Origin of the sequence: Roseibium suaedae, from assembly GCF_900142725.1 — a bacterium.
Classification (GTDB): domain Bacteria; phylum Pseudomonadota; class Alphaproteobacteria; order Rhizobiales; family Stappiaceae; genus Roseibium; species Roseibium suaedae.
Genome location: NZ_FRBW01000002.1, coordinates 522953 through 542001 on the forward strand (window position 1 = coordinate 522953; position 19049 = coordinate 542001).

The following is a 19049-nucleotide window of genomic DNA, read 5'->3' on the forward strand; positions in this document are numbered from 1 at the left end:
GAAGTTATGACCGTTGCCAATACCCTCCGTACACCGGAGTGACGCTGGCAGGATTCGGACCGCGGGCAGTTGAATTGCCCGAAGGATCAGGTCCGGACTTTAACGAGGTAGGCATGTACAACTGGATCGCAGACACGTTCGGTCTTCCGGATGGACTGGCAAGAGGGCTGGCCTTCGCCGTCGCCCTGGCAATCGTCTTGCTGCTGATTGCCCTGTTCGTCTTCATCCTGAAGCGGCTCACGGGCGTTCGCCTGTCGTCAGGCCGCAACCGGCAACCGCGCCTGACGGTGATGGATGCCACCAATATCGACACGCGCCGCCGTCTGCTGCTGATCCGCCGTGACAATGTCGAGCATCTGATCCTGGTTGGCGGATCCAATGACCTGGTGATCGAACAGGGGATCGTGAAAGCCGCAAGCCTCGGAGCTGCGCCTCAGCCCCGCCAGATGCCTGCCACCAACATGATGCATCCCCAGTCAGACACCAGCGCGCAGGCCCTTCCCTCCTCCCTGGCTGTCGCGGCCTACGCGGCACCTGCAACGCAGGAGGCGGAAGCACCCGCTCCAGTTTTCAACACTCCGGAAGCCCCCCGCTATCAGCCTCAGCCAAGCGCGGCTCTGGCAGCAGCTCCTTTGACGGCAGCTCCACAGGCCAGCGCAACGCAAGCTGCCACCCATCGTCCGGAAACTGCCACGGCAAAATCCGCAACGGAACTGGCAGGCAGCCAGACCTTTCAGTCCCGCCCGGCCCGGCCGGTGAGCGAACCACGCCCGGGAACCACCTACCAGCGCCCTTTCGCTGCCGCGTCACGTCCCGCTGAGCAGCCCCAGCCGCAGGCAACCCCTGAACACACGCTTGTACGCTCGGCTATTTCCAACCGCAACTTGAGCCCGTCCGCTTCCTCGCAAACAGCCACCGAGCGCAGCACCCCCGCCGCAGCAGCATCCAGCGCCACAGCAGCGCAGGCAAGCCAGATCCGCAGCGAATATCGCGCCCCGGCAACCTCCACCGCGCCTCAGGTCAGACATTCCGCAGCTCCGGCTTCGGGGACAGTGGCCCCGGCTATCTCCGGGACGCAGGCAGGCACACAAACCATCCAGACAACACAGAGCAGCCAGGTCGCAGGGTTTGCCAGGACCCTCGCCCGGCCTGCACTGACGCCATCCTCCGGGCAGCCGCTGCCACCACGTCAGGTAACGCCACCGTCATCGGGTCCGGCTGCGAAGGCAAAGACCGCTTTCCTTCAGCCCGTAGCAATGACTGCGACCGACCGTCCGACCGCAGCTGTTGCTCCTGCCATAAGCCCGGCAGAAGAGGAAGCTGTTCCTGTTGCAACCGCCACGGTCCAGCCTCCGGTTCAAGTTTCAACCATCAGCGAAACTCCAGCACCCACGGCACCTGCTCCTGCAAAGGCAGAAGAGCCGGCTGTTGAAGTTGCTTCCCTGGTTGAAGTTGAAGGCAATGGTCAGACCGAAGCTACGCCCGTTGCCTCCGCCGAAACCGAGACGCCGAACCAGACGGACACCCCGGCAACGGAAGCACCCGTTGAGGCATCTGCTGCCGAGAGTACGCCTGCAGAAGATGATGCTCTGCAGCTTGATGAGACCATGCTCGCCGAGCCGGAAACCGGCACCGCGCAAGAAGCGTCAACACCTGTCGAGCCTGTCGCGGCCGCGGAAGATGCCGATCTGTTCGAACCCGCTCTGGAAGCTGAAGACGGCAAAGCCACGTCCGATAACGCAGCTGAGGTCACTCCGGAAGCCCCCTCAGAAGAGATTGCAGCTCCGGTGCAAGCCGGCGCCGCTCTGGCCGAAACTCCGGAAGTGACGGCTGAGCCTGCAGCCCCTGTAGTCGCCGCTCCGTCCGCAGATCTTCAGCCGGGCATTGTCAAGGCACCGGAAATCAACATGGTCCGCACCAGCGAGACCAATGCCGCACCGGCAATTCGTATCGAGCGCCCGAAAGATGGCCCGCTGCCGAACCCGATTGAAGATGAAATGGCGAAGCTGCTTGAAGAGATGACCGGGCCGCAGAAATCATGAGCAGCCGTGCAAGCGCAATCATGATCCGCCTCGTCCGTCTTGCAGGACACTCAAGGTATGTTCGGATTGCCGGACTGGCAACAATTGCCCTCACGGCAGGTCTGGCTGGACAAGCCTTGGCGCAGGACGTCACCATCGGCCTTGGTGAAGGTACGACGCTGACCGAGCGGGCGGTTCAGCTCGTAGCCCTTCTCACTGTCCTGAGCCTTGCTCCTTCCATTCTGGTGATGGTGACCAGTTTCACCCGCATCGTGGTTGTGCTGTCGCTTCTGAGATCCGCAATCGGCCTGCAGACTGCGCCACCAAACATGGTGATGATCAGCCTGGCTCTGTTCCTTAGTGCCTTCATCATGGCACCGACCCTTCAGACCGCCTATGACGAAGGCATCCAGCCGCTCGTAGATGGCACGATCGAGTTGAACCAGGCCTATGAACGGACATCCGCTCCGTTCAGGACCTTCATGCTGTCTCAGGTGCGGGAGAAGGATCTGGGCCTTTTCCAGGAACTGTCGGGCCAGGAAGCCCCGCAGACGCCTGATGATCTGGAGATGAAGATTCTTGTGCCGGCTTTCATGATCAGTGAGCTGCGCCGCGCTTTTGAAATCGGCTTTCTTCTGTATCTGCCCTTCCTCATCATCGACATGGTCGTTGCATCCGTACTGATGTCCATGGGTATGATGATGCTTCCACCCGTGGTTATTTCCCTCCCCTTCAAGCTCATCTTCTTTGTTCTTGTCGATGGATGGAACATGGTGGCTGGAAGTCTGGTAAAGAGCTTCGGCGCGGGATAAAATGCAGCGGCACAACTGAAAATAGAACTTCTATTTTCTTCAGCACACTGCGCAAAATCCGGCAGAGCGTAGAAAAATATTAATGCATATCGCAAAGGATACGAGGTTAGACGGCCACGGAATATCCGTAGTCGTAACCAGTATCAGGAACCTCACTTTGCGAAAGCAACTCGAACAATTGGCGCGCATGAAGGAACCGGAAGCCCGGTCCCGGCTGATTAGAGCGCTTGTTGCCGAGTATGCCCGTTCCGATGGCCAGGAACCTTCCGACACGGAGCGCGATCTGTTTTCCATGATCGTGCTCTCCGTCTTCGATCAGCTCGACCGCAGTGCCCGCTACGAACTGGTGGTACGCCTGGCAAAGACAGACCGGATCAGCACAGCGCTTGCCGACCGGCTCGCCCGAGAAGATTACGAGCTGTCCGAACCGGTGATCGAATGTTCCCCGATGATCAGCCAGGACACGCTGAGGGCCATTTCCAAGGCCGGCAGCACACGGCAGAAGATGTCGGTGACCCATCGCCCTGATCTCAGCGAGGAAATCACCGACACGCTGATTGCGAGAAGTCCCCGCCCGATTGTTCATTCGCTCTTGTCGAACCTTCAGGCCCCGATCTCGGTCAAGGCCAATCTCGCCCTTCTAATCTTCGCCAACACCGAAGCCGACATTCTGGGCGGCATGGCCCAGCGTGCCCTGCTGGATCCGGAATTCCTGGAAACACAGATGGACATCCTGGAAGCAGGCTGCCCCCTCATTCCGAAGGCCTTCGAGAATGCCCTGCGCAAGGGCGAACTCGAACGGCTGGCCAAGGATATCGGCACCCGCGGCGAAGGCATGGATATAACCATCGACGGAGTGACCTACTCCCGGCATGAAGCCAGCGTGCAGATCGCAAGCGGCGAGCTGTCTTTCGACGCAATCCTTCTGACCCTGTGCAAGGAGCGGCGGTTCGATGCCGCCGCATGGCTGATCGGCCGCAAGATCCGGATGGAACATTCCGTGGTCCTGGAAACCTTGAAATCGGATTCCGATATCGCGCTGATGATGCTGCTTCTGGAAGCAGAGGTCAGCGAAGCCACCTACAAGGACATGATGCGCGAGCGCTGCGCCTGGCAGGACCGGAACGCCCGGATCATTCCGGATCTGGTTCAGCGCTACAAGAGCGAGAGCCGCAGGCGCAAGGCTGCAACAGAGCGAGCCTTGCAGCAGAAACAACAGGCAGCTCAGGCAGCCCCCCCTATGCAGGACGCAACCGTTCAGGTGCTATTGCCGCTGGACATCGCCCTCGCCTGATCAGGCGCTTGGGCACTACTCTTTTCAGCGCGCCTTTCCGGCAAGTTCCCCCTGACAATCACCAGACACACCTTTGCGCCCACCGCCATCAGCAAAATGGCGGTGCAAAGACAGGCTCATCCAAACCTGTTTAACCGTTGACGGTAGACGGGCTTCCTGCGGGCGGTGTGGCGTTCATCACCGAGCCATTGGTATCCGCAGACTTGTCCGGGGTCATGTACTGACGCCGGTACTCTTCCATGAAAGTGTCCATCTCGTTGACGTTGGCGAGCTGGTTGGCCACCTGCAGGAACTCAACCCCTTGCGCTTCGATCGGCCGGGTCACAACCTCGAAGGCAGTTGCATTGGGGCTGTCAGCCATCTTGGCTGCAAACTTGGTCTGGAGGCGATTCAGACTGAGCTGATCCCCTGCCAGCGAATAGGCAATGCCTGCCTTGAGGATGTCCTGCTGTTCGCTGGCGTCCAGCGGAATGTTGTCGGACCAGCGCGAGCCATGCATCGCTTCCAGCTGCTCGCCGGCTTCGCGCCAGCTCTGGGCAGACCAGAACGTATCCGCACGCAAACGATCGACATCCGAGCCGCGCATGTTGCGAACCAGTTCCAAAGCCAGATCCGGACGCCCGCTTGCCGTCAACGCCCGGGCTTCCACAATGTTGCGCTGACGCTCCAGGGTCGAAGGAAGGCTTGCCTGACGGGTGACATTGAGAACCCGCAGCGCTTCTTCCGGCTTTCGGTCGATCAGATAGACAGCGGCCAGATCGGCAGCGACCTGAGCGCGGGCCGCCCCCTTCAGACGATTGTCGACCTGATGGCGCAGCAGTTCGGTCGCCTGATCCAGCAACTCCACTTCCACAAGGCGCTTGGCAAGACCACGGACCATTTCATCGCCCTGGCGGCCAATCGGGGTCAGCTCACGAAAGTCATAGAAGAGCGACAGTGCCTGGATCGGTGGCATCTGATCCGCCTTGCCATCCAGGAACAACGACGTGAAGAGGCTGTTCATCTCCTCCTGCAGCAGACGGGTGGTGTCTGCATTCGGATCAGCCTGGACCGCAGATTTCATGGCTTCAAACGCAAGGCGGTAATTGCCGGTTTCGGCCTGAAGCTGAGACAGGAAGCGCAGGGTCTTCAACTCGATTTCATCACCCCGCCAGGACGTGGCAAGTCCGGCAAGACGGTCAATCGTGTCATTGACGGAAAGCTCGCCATCTCGATAGCGAATGCGCAGGGCACGGTATTCAGCTTCGGCGGCCCTTGGACGGTCGCTGGACTTGGCAACCAGGTCAAACGCGCGAAGGGCTTCTTCGGAGCGGCCCGATGCATCGGCGATACGGCCGCGCAGGATATCGTAGCGGGCTGCCTGGGACGACGAAATGTCACTCGGCTCGATCTCGGCCAGAATGCCGTTGGCAACACCGAAGTCATTGGCCTCGACCATGGCCTGGGCGGCAGCCAGATTAAACTCGGTCTGGATCGGCTTGGGATAGTTGCCGATCACCGCGCGGCCTCTGGGCATGGCAATCCGCGCTGCGGTCCAGTTTCCCATCTGAACTTCAACGATGGTTTGCCAGACAGCCGCATCCGGGCTGCTCTTCAGTTCCGGTCGGTTGAGAAACGGAAAGGCCTCTTTCGGCCGGCTTGCCAGCGTCTGGGCAGCACCCATCATCAGGTTGAAGGAACTGTCCTCGACAATGGCCGGATTTTCTTCCACGGCCAGTTTCATTAGACCCAGCGCTTCCTGAGCGAACTGATGGGCCAGATAGAACTTAGCCAGTTCCATCAGCGCATTGTTGCGCCGGCCCGCTGTTGCGTTGGTAAGGTCAGACTGGAGGCGCTGAAACGTCTCCTGATAGATCTTCGGGTCCTCCGTCGACATGTTGACGAAGTCGACGAACCCTGGCTGGTTCGGGTCACTTGGACCACTGAGCGCCCCCGTTCCGCCATTCAGGTGACGGTTGGACAGGGACAGACCATCGGACTTTTCGATGATCACGTCATCACCAAGGATCTTCATGGTCACGCCATCAGACTTGACCGCCATGGCAAAACCCTGGGCCGAGCTGAGCGCTTCCAGGTCGACGAAATTCTGCGCCTTCAGCAATCCGCGCGGGGGGCCGAAACCCGTCACGATTGCAATCGTGTCACCAACGAAGGGATCCTGAATTTCGTGGATCTTCTGCGGGTCCTTGTAGATCACACGCAGAACCGAGCCGCCGTCGCCGCGCACGTTGCGCTCCAGACGCAGTGGCTTTGACGGCTCGAGCACCATGTCGCCAATTACGAGGCTCCAGGCATTACCATCCAGGCCGACCGTGGCAAGCACCGGATCGCTGAGATCGATCCGCAGCACCTGATAGCCGTCCTTGGCTTCTGTCGTGACTCCATCCGCCGTCTCGGCCAGGGCGGAAGCAATCCCGCGCGTATCGATGGTGGCGCTGGTGTCGAAGATCATCCAGACGCTGTTGCCTCGGCGGAAGACCGCGCTCGAGGTCGGCTCGACAAAAGGAAACTCAACCCGGACCGTATTGCCGATCCGACGTGCTTCCGCAGTCACAATATTGCGAATTTCTTGACCGAAGTCAGCCGGTGGCTGCTCGGGCGAGCGCTGAGCAAGCTGGGCATCGAGCCCACCTGCAGCTCGCCATGCATCCTGACTGCTGTCTGAGGCGGAAGCCAGCGGCATGGGCGGCGGAATCTCTCCGGCCTGAGGAGCTGGCACCTCTGGCAGATCGGACACAGCCGCGGTCTTGTCCCCCGCCCCTTCAACCATTCGCGGCGGCATGACATCAGCAGGAAGCGGACGCGGCGGAATAGTGGACGTCAGGTCGATACCGTTAGGCGACGGAGCAGGAACCGCAGCCGCAACTTCCGGCGCGGGAATGACATCGGGCCGTGACGGGCTGGCCGTCGCAGTTTCCTGGACGGCTTCCGGAGCATCCGGCTGCACCGCAACGGGGGCCACATCCGCAGTCATCGCCGTTTCGGGCTGTTGCTGGACGGTCTGAGGCTCTGCGGGAGCTGTTTCCACCGGCGGCGGAACATCTGCCGCAGGCATGTTCTCGCTTGCAGGAGCTGCTTCCGCCGTCTGAACCGGCGCAGCCTCACTGGCCGAGCCTGGCTTGGGACGAGGCACATCGCGCGGCAGATCAGACGCCGCCTGCTGATCTCCGAGGCTTTGACTGTCCTGTGCAGGAACGGGAGCTGCAGCCCCCGTCGGCTGAGGGATCAGTGCCGGAGCAGCTGGCGCGGCAGGCGCATCATCCGCCGCATTCAACGCAAAGGCCAGCCGTTCCGGTGCCGGGTTCTCAGGCTCCGAGACCGCTTCGAGCGGCTTGGCAGCAGACGAAGATGGCGACAGGGCATCGGACGGCGGCAAGGCTGCGGGTGCTGCATCCGCCGGTGCCATTGAAGGGGCAGGCGCAGTAGCCGGCTCATCAACGCGTTCGCCCGGCGATACGACCAGATCCTGATGACCTGGCTCGATCGTGACGCTCATTTCCTCGTTGATCTTGGCATTGGCACTGTCGACCGGTGTCATGCTCTCCGGCGTGATGTCGATGACATAGGTGTCATCTTCACGGAATGCACGGATGTCCACTTTCGGATCAATGCGCATCAGAAACTTCAGCTTGCCCTGATCCAGGAACGAGGTGGCATCAATTACGCCCGGAGGCATATGCGCCCGAAGCTTGGAAATGTCGAGCTGCGCCGGGTGGTTGAAGGTGACCTTGATCAGATCGTCTTCACGCACGAAAGCCGTATCGAAACGGATGGACCAGTCGAACACCAGACGGGTAAAGGTCGGATGCTCGCCGATGCGTAGTTCTACGGTCGGGCCTTCCTGGGCCTTCAGCCGGGCCTGTTCCAGCGCCCGCACCTTGCGCATCGCTTCTTCGGCGCGCTTGGCTAGATCCCGCACAACATCATCAGGCAAACCCGGCGGCAAACCCTGCCAGTTGGACGGCAGAATATCGATGAACAGCTTCTCGCCAGCTTCCAGAGTGTTGATCTGAAACTGGCTCTTCAGAGCGAAACGAATGGCAGACCCGTCCGGGTCACGGCGGGCAATGGAGATGTAATCCGAGAGCTCCAGCGGAACGTCATCGACATTGACGTCGACCGGCTCCTCGAAGGAGATGCGCAGAACCCCACCCGTCACCACCGCATCATAATGCGGCAACAAGGTGCGGTCCTTGAAGGTCAGCATCAACCGGCCATAGCCTTGAGCCGGAACAACGGCGAGCTCAACAGGATCAAGCGCCTGCGCGAAAGAAATGGAAACGGGAGAGGACAGGAAAAGGGCGCACGAAACCATTGCGGTCGCAAAGGTCCGCTTAACTGCACACCGGGCCCACCGGTGTTTGCCCGTGTGCTGTTTCTGATCCCGAGGGTCTTTCAGCACTAATGTTGTCCTTCGATGCCACCCAGCACCGCAACCTTAAGGGAACGGGCTTAACGCGACCTTACAGTGCACCCGTAAAAACCGGAGCAATTCTCAATTTGCACCGATCTTGGGAAGGGCGTCCGGTACATCGCTCACCGCAGAGGCAGGCACGGCACCTGCATCGGAAGCAATGGCCACGGTCAGGCGCTCAGCGGCCTCCGGCGACATTTTGGCGAGAATATCTGCCATCTTGCGGGGCTTCATCTGGCGCACGACCTTGAGAAGAACCGTCAGGTTCAGACGGTCAAAGATCCGGGCAGCGTCCTTGGGCTTCATGTTCTCATACATGGTCACCAGACCTGCAATCTCGCCTTCTTCCTGCTTCTTCTTTTCCTCGACGGCGCTCTCGATGCGCTTTTCCAGATCCTTCAGCTCATCAACACGCTTTTGAACCCGCTCTTCGGTCGCCTGAAGCAGTTTTTCGCGCAGGTCCAGCTGGCCTTCGTGATCATCCAGCGTCCTGCGGCGCTTGCCGAGACTTTCCAGCACAGCGCGCTCAGCGGCCGATCCGCCAATCTCCATGGAGCCGTCCAGCCCGGGAGGCGTCTGATCGGGCGAACCGCCGGGAATGGTGGCCTGTGCATCCGGCGCGGCCTGCTCCCCCGGAGCGGGCGGAGGCATCTGCTCACCGGCCGCATCCGGCGCGGTACCCGCAGCGGTTTCCTGAGCAACGGCGCCAGGAATCGCGCCACCAATCATGCCCGTTCCCATGACGAATCCCAACAGCTTCAGCGCCAATAAGGCGCTGGCTGAAATGACAAGCATGGGAAGCAGGCGTGGTGTCATGCGGCAGCGCCCTCCGAGCGCTTACGGAAACGTTCAAGTCTTGCAGTCGCTTCTGCAGCGGCACTGCGGATATCTTCGGTGCTCAGGCCCCGTTTGCGCGCCTGAGGCTCAGGGGTAACTGCCATGCTTTGAGCCTGAACCTGCGGCGCAACAGCATAGGCCTGCTGTTCATAGCCCGCGTGCTGAGCATGCATTGGCGCATGATGAGCCGGGGCGTGATGAACAGGAGCCTGATGCATCGGAGCCTGGTGAGCCTGCGCGTGATGCATCGGCTCCTGATAGGCTTGGCGCTGCGCCATCATGGCAGCATGCGCTGCAGCTTCCTGGGCTGCTGCATCACGCTGCGCAGTGGCACCACGGACGGTTTCAGCGATCTGGCTGATCCGGCTGAAGATGCGCTCACCCTCTCCCACCTGCTCTGCCAGGTCATGAGACAGCTTTTCAGCGTCCTGCAGCCGTGCACCCAGAGACCGGTCGGCCTCGGAAGCGGTGGCCTTGAGACCCAGAATGGCGCGCTCTGCAATCTCCGTGGCGGTCATCAGCTCGGAAATCGTTGCCCGCAAGGTTTCCTCATCCGCGCGCAAGCGCTGGAGCCGGTGGTTGAGCAGCCAGCAATAACCGATGGTCACGACCAGAAGGACGGCGACGAGGCCCTCGATGATCATTCCGAGAGGCAGACTCATGGCGACTCCATTTCGCTTTGCATGGCGCGCTCGAATGCCGCGAGGGTCATCTTCGGTTTGCGCAGGTTACGGGAAACGCGGATGGCAATCGAATCCTCGACCTTGCCAAGTGTTCCCTCGGTTAACGGTGTGTTACCGCACTTGATCATCACCGGGTTGTCCGCCTCGATGTCGAAGACAAGGGTCTGACCGACATCCAGACTGAGCACACGTCCCAGCGGCAGGTGCGTTTCGTAGAGCACCGCATCCACTTCAACTTCGGCCGAGAAGATCTCGGTGGCCAGGTGGCCTTCCCAGATCGGATCGCGGCCGAATTTTTCACCCATGAACATCTGGAGCAGCAGATCGCGGATCGGCTCCAGGGTTGCATAGGGCATCATGATCTCGACCGTACCGCCCCGGTCTTCCATGTCGATGCGAAGCTCGACAAGGATTGCCGCGTTGGCCGGACGGGAAATCGCCGCGAAGCGCGGATTGGTTTCCAGGCGCTCCAGATTGAAATGCACCGGAGACAGCGGCGAGAAGGCAGACTCCATATCCTGCAGGATCAAGGCGACCATCTGCTGGACGAGGTTGGTTTCGATCGTCGTATAGGGCCGCCCTTCGACGCGCACCGCTGTGGTACCGCGCCCGCCGCCCAGAAGCACGTCGATGATCGAATAGATCAGGCTCGATTCAACCGTGATCAGACCGAAACCGTCCCATTCCTCAGCCTTGAAGACGCCAAGAATGGCGGGCAGTGGAATGGAGTTCAGGTAGTCCCCGAAACGGACGGAGCTGATGGAATCCAGCGACACTTCCACGTTGTCCGACGTGAAGTTGCGCAAGGAGGTCGTCGTCAGGCGCACCAGTCGGTCAAAGACGATTTCCAGCATCGGCAGGCGTTCGTAGGACACCATTGCCGAGTTGATCAGGGCGCGGATACCGCTCTGGTCACCCGCGATCGTGTCCTCGATATTGAAGCCGAGGAGGTTATCGATTTCTTCCTGGTTGAGGACGCGGTCCGCACCGCGGGTGGCATTCTCGAGATCCGGCTCACTGTCATCGATCATGGCCGCCCACTGGGCAGCCATGTCGTCTGCACCCCCGGCACCCTGCTCTTCAAGAGCAGCGCCCCAGGCCGCAGCCAGATCGTCATCGTCCGTGTTCCCGGCCCCCTGCTCGGCTAGAGCGGCGCCCCAGGCATCGGCGATGTCCTCATCGGACAGATCGTCGTCGTCGTCAGCCATTCCACATCACCATCACATGACCTACTGAACGAGGATTTCCTTGAACAGGACACCCTCGACACGGGCCGGATAGACCGAAAGATTGATGCGCCTGAGCAATTCTTCCTTCAGGCGGAACAGACCCGCAGAGCCTTCAAGGTCCGCCGGGCGAAGCTCTCTCAGATAGATCTGGAAAGCATCGAGAATGCGCGGCAGGTACGGCTCGATCTGCGAGATCATTTCCTTGTCCCGCACTTCCAGGGCAATGCGCACCTTCAGGTACGTGCCCCTGCCATCGGTTGCCAGGTTCACCGTCATTTCCGGCAGATCGTAAAAGACCACCGGTTTGGGTGCCTCTGGAGCCGGTCCGCCTGCAGGATCAACCGCCGGGGCGGAAGATCCGCCGGACATGAAGAAGAAATAGTAGCCACCGCCCGCCGCTGCCAGCAGCACGACCAGCCCTATCGCACCGAAGAGGATCAGCTTTTTCTTGCGGCCAGAGCCGCCGTCTTCGCCTTCCGCGCCCTCTTCGGCTGCTGCGTCTTCATCAGCCATCAAACAACCCCAGTGCCCGACGCGCCTGCACGCGTATTAATTTCTAAAGAGTTAATGGTTAACGAATAGTTACCAAAACGTTAACGCCTCCGACTCGGCAATTATTGCCCTCTGGTTAATATCTGCCGGAATCTCCTGCCGGGCGCACTTGTCAGTTTTCGCTTTTGCCCAGGTTTTTCAGCGATTTAAAAACTGGCACGGTCTGTGCTGTTAACCATACGAGCCGGCGTTCTGGGGAGTTCGGCGGCTCACCGGGGAGCAAAAGGAAGTTCAAATGGAGAATGCGCAGCTCATATCGCTATCGCGTCAGATCACGCTCAGGAATCAGATGGACGTCGTCGCCAGCAACATGGCCAACGTCAATACATCGGGCTTCAAAGCGCAGCGCATGGTCTTCGAAGAAGTCACCATGCCCCTGGCAGATGCGACCGCGTTCAAACGGAGCGACCAGCGCCTGTCCTATGTCCAGGACTACGGCACTTCGTTCAACATGATGCAGGGGTCCGTCCGGCTGACCGGCAACGAGTTCGACGTAGCCGTTGACGGCGACGGCTGGTTTGCCATCGAGATGCCCAATGCAGGTGAAGCCTATACCCGTGACGGGTCCTTCAAGATCGACAACACCGGCAAGCTGGTGACGTCTGAAGGCAAGGCCGTACTGACCGATGGAGGCCCGATCGTTTTCACCCCGCAGGACGGCAAGATCACGATTTCTGACGACGGCACGATCTCGACCGAGCTTGGCCTGCGCGGCAAGCTGAAGATGGTGTCCTTCGAGACCCCTCAGATGGCCCGGGCGATCGGCGAGAACCTTTATACCTATGAAAACGCAATTCCGATGCGGAACGGCAAGGTCATTCAGGGCGGCCTGGAAGGGTCGAACGTCAACGGCATCATCGAAGTGGCTCACATGATCGAGACCACGCGGGCTTACGAGACCGTGACCAAGATGATGCAGAAGACCGACGACCTGCGTGAAAACGCCATTTCCAAGCTTGGCAGCCTACGGGCCTGATTGCGGGAGCCTTGATTTATGAAAGCACTCCACATCGCAGCGACGGGCATGAAGGCTCAGGAGCTGAACGTTGAAGTCATCTCGAACAACGTGGCCAACATGCGCACGACTGGCTACAAGCGCCAGCGTGCCGAGTTCCAGGACCTGTTGTACCAGAACCTGCGCCGCATGGGCGCTGATACGTCCAACACCGGCACCATCGTTCCGACAGGCGTTCAGATCGGCTCGGGTGTAAAGACAGCAGCGACCGGCCGCATCATGTCCCAAGGCACGCTGGAGCAGACGGAAAAGGATCTCGATGTCGCCATCCGCGGCGAAGGCTTCTACCAGATCCAGCTTCCGGACGGCACCACAGCCTACAGCCGCGACGGCTCCTTCGAACGCGATGCAGATGGCAACCTGGTCACCGTTGACGGTTATGCAATTCAGCCCGGCATCAACATTCCGGACGACACCCGCGACATCACCATTTCTGCCGACGGAACGGTGCAGGGCGTCGACGGTGCCGGCAACGCTGTCACGTTCGGACAGCTGGAACTTGCCCGCTTCGTCAACAAGTCCGGTCTGGAAGCCATTGGTGACAACCTGTTCCTGGAAACCGCTGCCAGCGGCGCGCCGCAGGTCGACGTTCCCGGTGCAGACGGTTTCGGTGACCTGCAGCAGGGCTACCTTGAAATGTCGAACGTGGATGCGGTGAACGAGATCTCGGATCTGATTGCCGCACAGCGTGCCTATGAGATGAACTCCAAGATCATCCAGGCCGCTGACGAAATGTACTCGACCACGTCGAACATCCGCTAAGGGGTCAGGATCATGAAACGCATTCTCGCTTTGACCGGTCTGGCTCTCGGCCTCATGTCCTCGCTCAGCGCCCTGGCAGACAGCCGTCCGGTGCTGCGCTCCGAAATCGCGACCCTGTCCGAAGTGGTCACCGTAGGCGACTTCTACGACAATGCCGGACCTTCTGCCTCCGTGCCTCTGTTCCGCTCGCCGGACCTTGGCACATCCGGCAGCGTTCCGGCTGCCGATGTTGCCGCCCGGGCCCGGGACGCCGGACTGCTGCAGGCCGGCACCGATGGCCTGTCGAGCGTCGTCGTCCAGCGCCGTGCAGAACCGTATGACGCCGAGCGCCTGAAGGCGATGGCAAAGGTAGCTCTTGCCGAGCGCGATGCCAGCCTCACGCCGGCAGATATCGATATCGCCTTCTACCGTACACCCGCAACGATCCAGGCAAATCCTGCCGCCGATCAGCCGGTTGCCGTGGACCGGGTCCTGTGGTCCCGCACCGACGGCCGCTTCACCCTGTTCCTGAGCATTGCCACTGCCTCTGGCATCCAGCAAACCAGTCTCACAGGTCAGGCAACGGAACTGATGGAAGTTGCCGTTCTCGCGCAGCCGCTTCGTCGGGGTTCGGTGCTGCGCGCAGAAGACCTGACCCTCGTACGCCAGCCCCGCGCACGGGTTCCGGCCAACGCATTGATCGATGCAACCGAGGTTGCCGGTCTTGCCGCCCGCAACAACCTGCGTGCCGGCACACCGCTTCTGAAGACTGACTTCGAGCGTCCGATCCTGATCACCCGCGGTGAAAAAGTGACGGTGACCTACGAATTGCCGGGCATGAAGCTCACCACCCGTGGGGAAGCCCTCGAAGACGGAGCGGAAGGGGATGTCATCGACATTCAGAACCTTCAGTCCAAGCGCAAAGTCCCAGGCGTTGTCACCTCTCGCGGCCAGGTCCGTGTAACCTCCTCCGCCCCTGTTCTTGCCAGCCTGAATGAGGCCGTGAAATGACTGCAGCAGCCCTTAACAGCCACCGCTTCACCACGGCCATCGGCAGCATTCTTCTGGCTGCAACCCTTGCCGGTTGCGGCGCAGGCGACCGGCTTGCCCAGGTCGGCCAGCAGCCAGCCCTGAACGCCATCCAGGATCCGACCACCACTGCAGGCTACCGGCCGGTCCAGATGCCGATGCCGGAACCGCAGAAGGCCCACTACAACCCGAACTCCCTGTGGCGTTCCGGCAACCGCGCCTTCTTCGAAGACCAGCGCGCCAAGCAGGTCGGCGACATCCTGACCGTGGTCGTGACGATTTCCGACAAGGCGCAGTTCGATAACGAGACCACCCGCAAGCGCGAAGATAGCTCTTCCCTCGGCGCAGGTGGTGCCCTTGGGACCGCAATCGACACGATCTTCATGCCTGCAGGTGTGGCCGCCAGCGACATCGCCTCCACTGACAGTTCGAGCGACTTCAAGGGCACAGGCTCTGTCGACCGCAAGGAATCCCTGGAGACATCCGTTGCAGCAGTCGTGCTCCAGGTGCTGCCGAACGGCAATCTCGTGATCGAAGGCCGCCAGGAAGTCCGGGTCAACTTTGAAATCCGCGAACTCGTGGTCGGTGGCATCGTCCGGCCGGAAGACATCACCTCCGACAACAAGATCGCCAGCGAGAAAATCGCAGAAGCGCGGATCGGTTACGGTGGGCGCGGCCAGATCACCGACGTACAGCAGCAGCGCTACGGCAGCCAGGTCATGGACATCCTCCTCCCCTTCTGATGTCCGGCCTGACCTTCCTCTGCCTTCCCCAGGCATAATCAGCTCCCCCGGCGGCGGGTATGGGTGTTCTAGAAGCCCATTCCTTGCCGCTGACAACGGGCACGGTACCTCGCTCCCCGAGTACCGTGCCCGTTTTCATTTTGTCAGCACCGTTTGCTGAAAAGCCGCAGGCACAAAAAAACCCTTCCGGCCAAACCGGAAGGGTTCGAAATTCCTGAAGTTTCCCCCCAGGCCTTATCAGTCGTCCCGGTAGACTTTTTCGCGGCGCTCATGCGCCTCCTGCGCCTCGATCGACAGAGTTGCAATCGGGCGGGCTTCCAGACGCCGCAGGGAAATCGGTTCACCGGTCTCCTCGCAGTAGCCATAGCTGCCGTCTGCAATCCGCTCAAGAGCGGCGTCGATCTTTGAGATCAGCTTGCGCTGCCGGTCACGGGCTCTCAATTCAATCGAGCGATCCGTTTCAGAAGATGCACGATCAGCGAAGTCCGGGTGGTTCTGGCTTTCTTCCTGAAGGTTCGCGAGGGTTTCCTTGCTTTCCTTCAAAATGTCATCTTTCCAGTCCAGGAGCTTATTCTTAAAGTACTCCCGCTGCCGCTCATTCATGAACGGCTCGTCTTCCCTCGGACGATATTCAGACTCAAGTTCAACCGTCATCGATAGCTCCGGATTACCTTTGGGCCGCGCGCAATATATCGTCGGTGCACTCCAGCCACAACGACCGAATTCGCAAAAATAACTTGAGCAAAAACCTAGTCATTTCAGTCAGATATAACTAGACCGCCCGTTTTTTACGCACCTCCTCCAAAAACAAGGCACAACCTCAGGATGGAAACCGGCCCAATTTCGCAAGCTCGACCTTTACCCTGAGTTCGATTTCCTTCACCACGCCATCTATGCGCGGATCACCGCTTTCCAGCGTGCCTTCGACCTGGTTGGCAAGAGCTTCAAGCTTGTCGGCCGAGACGATTCCGGCCAGCAGATCGGCTTTCAGATCCTCAAGCTGATCCAGCAAGGTATGCCCCCGCTTGGCGGCCTTGGACCGGCGATCCGGCTCATCGACCAGTTCCTGCAAAGCCAGTAGCGCGTCCATGCCCTGGATGCTGCTGTTGCTGGTCATTGCACTGGAGGCAGTCGTCTCGCTACCCATATCGGGCTCGAAAAATCCGCCATCGGATCCAACCCGCCGCTTGCCGCCCCGGCCCTGAACGCCACTGATTGGCTTTTGTCCTGTAATGCGCATGCTCTTGGGTGTCCGAATTGGCCCGGCGGGGCGGAGCGTCAGAATCTGCCTAACAAGGTAAATGAGTCCGCACCCAGGGGGCAAGATTTGCCGGGCAGGTTCTCACCACCTCATTCAGAGGGACCGGAAAATACCCGTTGCATGAGGAAGTAAATGGCCATTTTCCGCGCCTTTTCAAGATACTGAACCTAGAAGCCCGAGTTGGCACGTCCCTCGCATTCTAGGAAGAGCAATTTCCGGCGGCCGGATGATACCGGCAGCCTTCTTCTTGAAACGGGACGACCCATGACATCCGGCACCATCTACAGGCTCTTTGCTGTTGCGATCTGCTTGACGATCCTGACGTCGGCTGCCCTTGCGGCTTCCCGGATCAAGGACATCTCAGATTTTGAAGGCATCCGAGAAAACCAGCTCATCGGCTACGGCCTCGTGGTTGGTCTGAACGGAACGGGCGACAGCCTGCGGAACTCTCCCTTCACCAAGCAGAGCTTGCAGGCAATGCTGGAACGCCTTGGCGTTAACACCCGTGACGTGGATCTGAACACCAACAACGTTGCCGCCGTCATGGTAACGGCCAACCTGCCGCCCTTCGCCACCCAGGGCACGCGGATCGACGTTTCGGTCAGCGCCCTTGGCAACGCGGGTTCCCTGCAAGGCGGCACACTGCTTGTCACACCGCTGGTCGGCGCAGACGGCGAAGTCTATTCCATCGCGCAAGGGTCGGTCGCCATCGGCGGCTTCTCCGCCCAGGCCGACGCAGCCTCCGTTGTGCGCGGCGTCCCGACCTCCGGCCGTATCGCCAACGGCGGCCTGGTCGAGCGTGAAGTTGAGTTCAAGCTCGCTTCCCTGACAAGCCTGCGTCTGGCGCTTCGCAACCCTGATCTGACCACCGCCCGCCGCATTGCCCTGTCCATCAATGAGCTGATTGGCTTGCCGACAGCAGAGCCCATGGATCCGGGCACGGTCCGTATTGAACTGCCGCGCCAGTATGATGGCAACATCGTCGACCTGATCACGGACATCGAGCAGCTCATCGTGGAACCGGATCTGGCTGCCCGGGTCGTCATTGACGAAAACTCCGGCATCATCGTCATGGGCCAGGATGTGAAGGTTTCGACTGTTGCCGTTGCCCAGGGCAATCTGACGGTCACCATTGCCGAGAGCCCGCAAGTCTCACAGCCCCTGCCCTTCTCTCAAGGCCAGACTGCCGTCACCCCGCAATCAGACGTTCTGGTGAATACGGATCCGGACGCGAAGCTCGCCATTGTCGGCGAAACCGTCACCCTCAAGCAGCTCGTGGATGGTCTCAACGCGCTCGGCATTGGCCCGCGCGACATGATCACCATCCTGCAGGCCATCAAGGCCGCTGGCGCCCTTCAGGCCGATATCGAGGTTCTCTGATCATGTATGACAATATTCCGGCCGGAGGCCGCACCAATCCGCTCCACACGCTGAACAACTTCAACCGCAAGGACAAGGCCAGCGTCCATGAGACCGCCCAGCAGTTTGAAGCCTCGTTTCTGAAGAACATGCTGGAACCCATGTTCACGGATCTGGGCGAAGGCGGCACGTGGGGTGGCGGCACAGGCTCCGATGCCTGGCGCAGCATGTTGATCGACGAATACGCAAACACCATTGCAAAGGCCGGCGGCATTGGCATTGCCGGCGCGGTGGAACGTGAACTACTCGCCCTCCAGGAGAGCTCCCAATGAATGCCCAGACCGAAACCAGCAAACTGCCTTTCTCTCTGGAACGGCCGACGACTCCGACAGAGGCGAACCAGTTTTGCGCAGCCCTCTCCACCACCATGGAAGGTCTTTTGCGGATCATTGAAAACGAGACCGCTCTGGTCCGGGACGGCAAGCTGCGCGAGGCTGGCACCCTCCAGCCGGAGAAAGCCCGCTTCATTCATGAATACACACGCGGCATGATGTGCGCGAAGGACAATTCGGTTGCCCTTGGCAATCTGGCGCCGGCCGCCGCACAGAACCTGAAGCGTCAGCATGCGGAATTCCAGCCGCTTCTGCGCATCAATCTGGCCGTTCTGGCAACCGCCCGGGAAGTGGCGAACAATATTGTTTCCAGCGTGGCCAAGGCAGTAGGCGCCCAGCAGAAGAGCACGACCTATGGTCCGGCAGGCTCTCACCCGCAGGCCCCGCGCCCCGCAAGCGGCATAGCCATCAACCGGTCTTTGTAGGGCGCGGCTTCCTGGCACGGCTGCCGTGCCTGCAAAGACATCGGCCCGATACTTCAATGTATTCATTGAAGTATCGGGGCAGCGAAGACCTCGAGATCTCCCAATCCGTTCTTTTGACAGGACGTTCCAAGAAGCAAGGCAGCCGGATCACCCGATCCTGGCTGCCTTGCTTTTTCCGCCATCATACCGGCACAAATCAGTGCAAAGGTCTTGACTTGGTCATTGACTGTTAGTCGAATCAA

At 60.2% G+C, this 19049-nt stretch carries 17 protein-coding genes; 10 read left to right on the forward strand and 7 right to left on the reverse strand.

Annotation, left to right across the window (positions count from 1 at the left end):
• Positions 1-113 precede the first annotated feature (113 nt).
• The 3 genes from BUA94_RS09525 to BUA94_RS09535 all read left to right on the forward strand — a co-directional run bounded on the left by BUA94_RS09525 (position 114) and on the right by BUA94_RS09535 (position 4127).
• The gene (locus BUA94_RS09525) at positions 114-2042 is read left to right on the forward strand and encodes a flagellar biosynthetic protein FliO (RefSeq protein ID WP_073012281.1); all 1929 of its coding nucleotides are present in this window, start codon (positions 114-116) and stop codon (positions 2040-2042) included.
• Between the two features lie 20 nt (positions 2043-2062).
• Complete coding sequence (gene fliP, locus BUA94_RS09530; protein ID WP_084082010.1) at positions 2063-2833, forward strand: flagellar type III secretion system pore protein FliP; 771 nt, start codon at positions 2063-2065, stop codon at positions 2831-2833.
• Positions 2834-2990: 157 nt separating this feature from the next.
• Positions 2991-4127 carry a DUF2336 domain-containing protein gene (locus BUA94_RS09535; protein WP_208980036.1) on the forward strand — a complete coding sequence of 379 codons (1137 nt, stop codon included), beginning with the start codon at positions 2991-2993 and terminating at the stop codon, positions 4125-4127.
• 130 nt (positions 4128-4257) lie between these two features.
• On the opposite strand, the gene BUA94_RS09540 is transcribed toward BUA94_RS09535, so the two are convergent.
• From BUA94_RS09540 to BUA94_RS09560, 5 genes are all read right to left on the reverse strand, one after another.
• Complete coding sequence (locus tag BUA94_RS09540; protein WP_073012285.1) at positions 4258-8442, reverse strand: tetratricopeptide repeat protein; 4185 nt, start codon at positions 8440-8442, stop codon at positions 4258-4260.
• A 180-nt stretch (positions 8443-8622) separates the two neighbouring features.
• Complete coding sequence (locus tag BUA94_RS09545; RefSeq protein ID WP_073012287.1) at positions 8623-9357, reverse strand: MotE family protein; 735 nt, start codon at positions 9355-9357, stop codon at positions 8623-8625.
• Positions 9354-10040 carry a DUF6468 domain-containing protein gene (locus BUA94_RS09550; protein WP_073012289.1) on the reverse strand — a complete coding sequence of 229 codons (687 nt, stop codon included), beginning with the start codon at positions 10038-10040 and terminating at the stop codon, positions 9354-9356. The genes BUA94_RS09545 and BUA94_RS09550 overlap by 4 nt, the downstream gene beginning before the upstream one ends.
• A complete protein-coding gene (gene fliM / locus BUA94_RS09555; RefSeq protein WP_073012291.1) occupies positions 10037-11269 on the reverse strand; it encodes a flagellar motor switch protein FliM in 1233 nt (410 codons plus the stop codon). The genes BUA94_RS09550 and fliM overlap by 4 nt, the downstream gene beginning before the upstream one ends.
• 21 nt (positions 11270-11290) lie before the next feature.
• Positions 11291-11803, reverse strand: coding sequence for a flagellar basal body-associated FliL family protein (locus tag BUA94_RS09560; protein WP_073012292.1), 513 nt, complete (start codon positions 11801-11803; stop codon positions 11291-11293).
• Between the two features lie 274 nt (positions 11804-12077).
• Between BUA94_RS09560 and flgF the strand changes: the two genes are divergently transcribed.
• From flgF to flgH, 4 genes are read left to right on the forward strand one after another with little or no spacing between them, the layout of a single operon-like run.
• A complete protein-coding gene (flgF, locus tag BUA94_RS09565; RefSeq protein ID WP_073012294.1) occupies positions 12078-12818 on the forward strand; it encodes a flagellar basal-body rod protein FlgF in 741 nt (246 codons plus the stop codon).
• A gap of 18 nt (positions 12819-12836) precedes the next feature.
• On the forward strand, positions 12837-13619 hold the full coding sequence (gene flgG, locus BUA94_RS09570; protein WP_073012296.1) for a flagellar basal-body rod protein FlgG: 783 nt from the start codon (positions 12837-12839) through the stop codon (positions 13617-13619).
• Positions 13620-13631: 12 nt separating this feature from the next.
• Positions 13632-14609, forward strand: coding sequence for a flagellar basal body P-ring formation chaperone FlgA (gene flgA, locus BUA94_RS09575; protein ID WP_073012298.1), 978 nt, complete (start codon positions 13632-13634; stop codon positions 14607-14609).
• Positions 14606-15370, forward strand: a complete 765-nt coding sequence (gene flgH, locus BUA94_RS09580) for a flagellar basal body L-ring protein FlgH (RefSeq protein ID WP_073012300.1) — start codon at positions 14606-14608, stop codon at positions 15368-15370. The genes flgA and flgH overlap by 4 nt, the downstream gene beginning before the upstream one ends.
• Positions 15371-15607: 237 nt before the next feature.
• On the opposite strand, the gene dksA is transcribed toward flgH, so the two are convergent.
• Positions 15608-16024, reverse strand: coding sequence for an RNA polymerase-binding protein DksA (gene dksA / locus BUA94_RS09585; RefSeq protein WP_073012302.1), 417 nt, complete (start codon positions 16022-16024; stop codon positions 15608-15610).
• 166 nt (positions 16025-16190) lie between these two features.
• Complete coding sequence (locus BUA94_RS09590; RefSeq protein ID WP_073012304.1) at positions 16191-16610, reverse strand: flagellar assembly protein FliX; 420 nt, start codon at positions 16608-16610, stop codon at positions 16191-16193.
• A 285-nt stretch (positions 16611-16895) separates the two neighbouring features.
• On the opposite strand from BUA94_RS09590, the gene BUA94_RS09595 reads away from it, so the two are divergent.
• The 3 genes from BUA94_RS09595 to BUA94_RS09605 are packed head-to-tail and all read left to right on the forward strand — an operon-like array spanning position 16896 to position 18807.
• Positions 16896-18011 (forward strand): flagellar basal body P-ring protein FlgI, encoded by a 1116-nt coding sequence (locus BUA94_RS09595; RefSeq protein WP_073012306.1) that lies wholly within the window; start codon positions 16896-16898, stop codon positions 18009-18011.
• 2 nt (positions 18012-18013) lie between these two features.
• Positions 18014-18322, forward strand: coding sequence for a rod-binding protein (locus BUA94_RS09600; RefSeq protein WP_073012308.1), 309 nt, complete (start codon positions 18014-18016; stop codon positions 18320-18322).
• Positions 18319-18807 (forward strand): flagellar protein FlgN, encoded by a 489-nt coding sequence (locus BUA94_RS09605; protein ID WP_073012310.1) that lies wholly within the window; start codon positions 18319-18321, stop codon positions 18805-18807. The genes BUA94_RS09600 and BUA94_RS09605 overlap by 4 nt, the downstream gene beginning before the upstream one ends.
• Positions 18808-19049: the final 242 nt, after the last annotated feature.

What these genes read in the sequence shown, in the direction of transcription:
- BUA94_RS09600 (WP_073012308.1), top strand. Translation starts at nt 18,014, where the DNA reads ATGTATGACAATATTCCGGCCGGAGGCCGCACCAATCCGCTCCACACG.
- dksA (WP_073012302.1), bottom strand. Translation starts at nt 16,024, where the DNA reads ATGACGGTTGAACTTGAGTCTGAATATCGTCCGAGGGAAGACGAGCCG.
- BUA94_RS09595 (WP_073012306.1), top strand. Translation starts at nt 16,896, where the DNA reads ATGACATCCGGCACCATCTACAGGCTCTTTGCTGTTGCGATCTGCTTG.
- flgA (WP_073012298.1), top strand. Translation starts at nt 13,632, where the DNA reads ATGAAACGCATTCTCGCTTTGACCGGTCTGGCTCTCGGCCTCATGTCC.
- fliP (WP_084082010.1), top strand. Translation starts at nt 2,063, where the DNA reads ATGATCCGCCTCGTCCGTCTTGCAGGACACTCAAGGTATGTTCGGATT.
- flgG (WP_073012296.1), top strand. Translation starts at nt 12,837, where the DNA reads ATGAAAGCACTCCACATCGCAGCGACGGGCATGAAGGCTCAGGAGCTG.
- BUA94_RS09525 (WP_073012281.1), top strand. Translation starts at nt 114, where the DNA reads ATGTACAACTGGATCGCAGACACGTTCGGTCTTCCGGATGGACTGGCA.
- flgH (WP_073012300.1), top strand. Translation starts at nt 14,606, where the DNA reads ATGACTGCAGCAGCCCTTAACAGCCACCGCTTCACCACGGCCATCGGC.
- BUA94_RS09545 (WP_073012287.1), bottom strand. Translation starts at nt 9,357, where the DNA reads ATGACACCACGCCTGCTTCCCATGCTTGTCATTTCAGCCAGCGCCTTA.
- BUA94_RS09540 (WP_073012285.1), bottom strand. Translation starts at nt 8,442, where the DNA reads ATGGTTTCGTGCGCCCTTTTCCTGTCCTCTCCCGTTTCCATTTCTTTC.
- BUA94_RS09590 (WP_073012304.1), bottom strand. Translation starts at nt 16,610, where the DNA reads ATGCGCATTACAGGACAAAAGCCAATCAGTGGCGTTCAGGGCCGGGGC.
- fliM (WP_073012291.1), bottom strand. Translation starts at nt 11,269, where the DNA reads ATGGCTGACGACGACGACGATCTGTCCGATGAGGACATCGCCGATGCC.
- BUA94_RS09605 (WP_073012310.1), top strand. Translation starts at nt 18,319, where the DNA reads ATGAATGCCCAGACCGAAACCAGCAAACTGCCTTTCTCTCTGGAACGG.
- BUA94_RS09550 (WP_073012289.1), bottom strand. Translation starts at nt 10,040, where the DNA reads ATGAGTCTGCCTCTCGGAATGATCATCGAGGGCCTCGTCGCCGTCCTT.
- flgF (WP_073012294.1), top strand. Translation starts at nt 12,078, where the DNA reads ATGGAGAATGCGCAGCTCATATCGCTATCGCGTCAGATCACGCTCAGG.
- BUA94_RS09560 (WP_073012292.1), bottom strand. Translation starts at nt 11,803, where the DNA reads ATGGCTGATGAAGACGCAGCAGCCGAAGAGGGCGCGGAAGGCGAAGAC.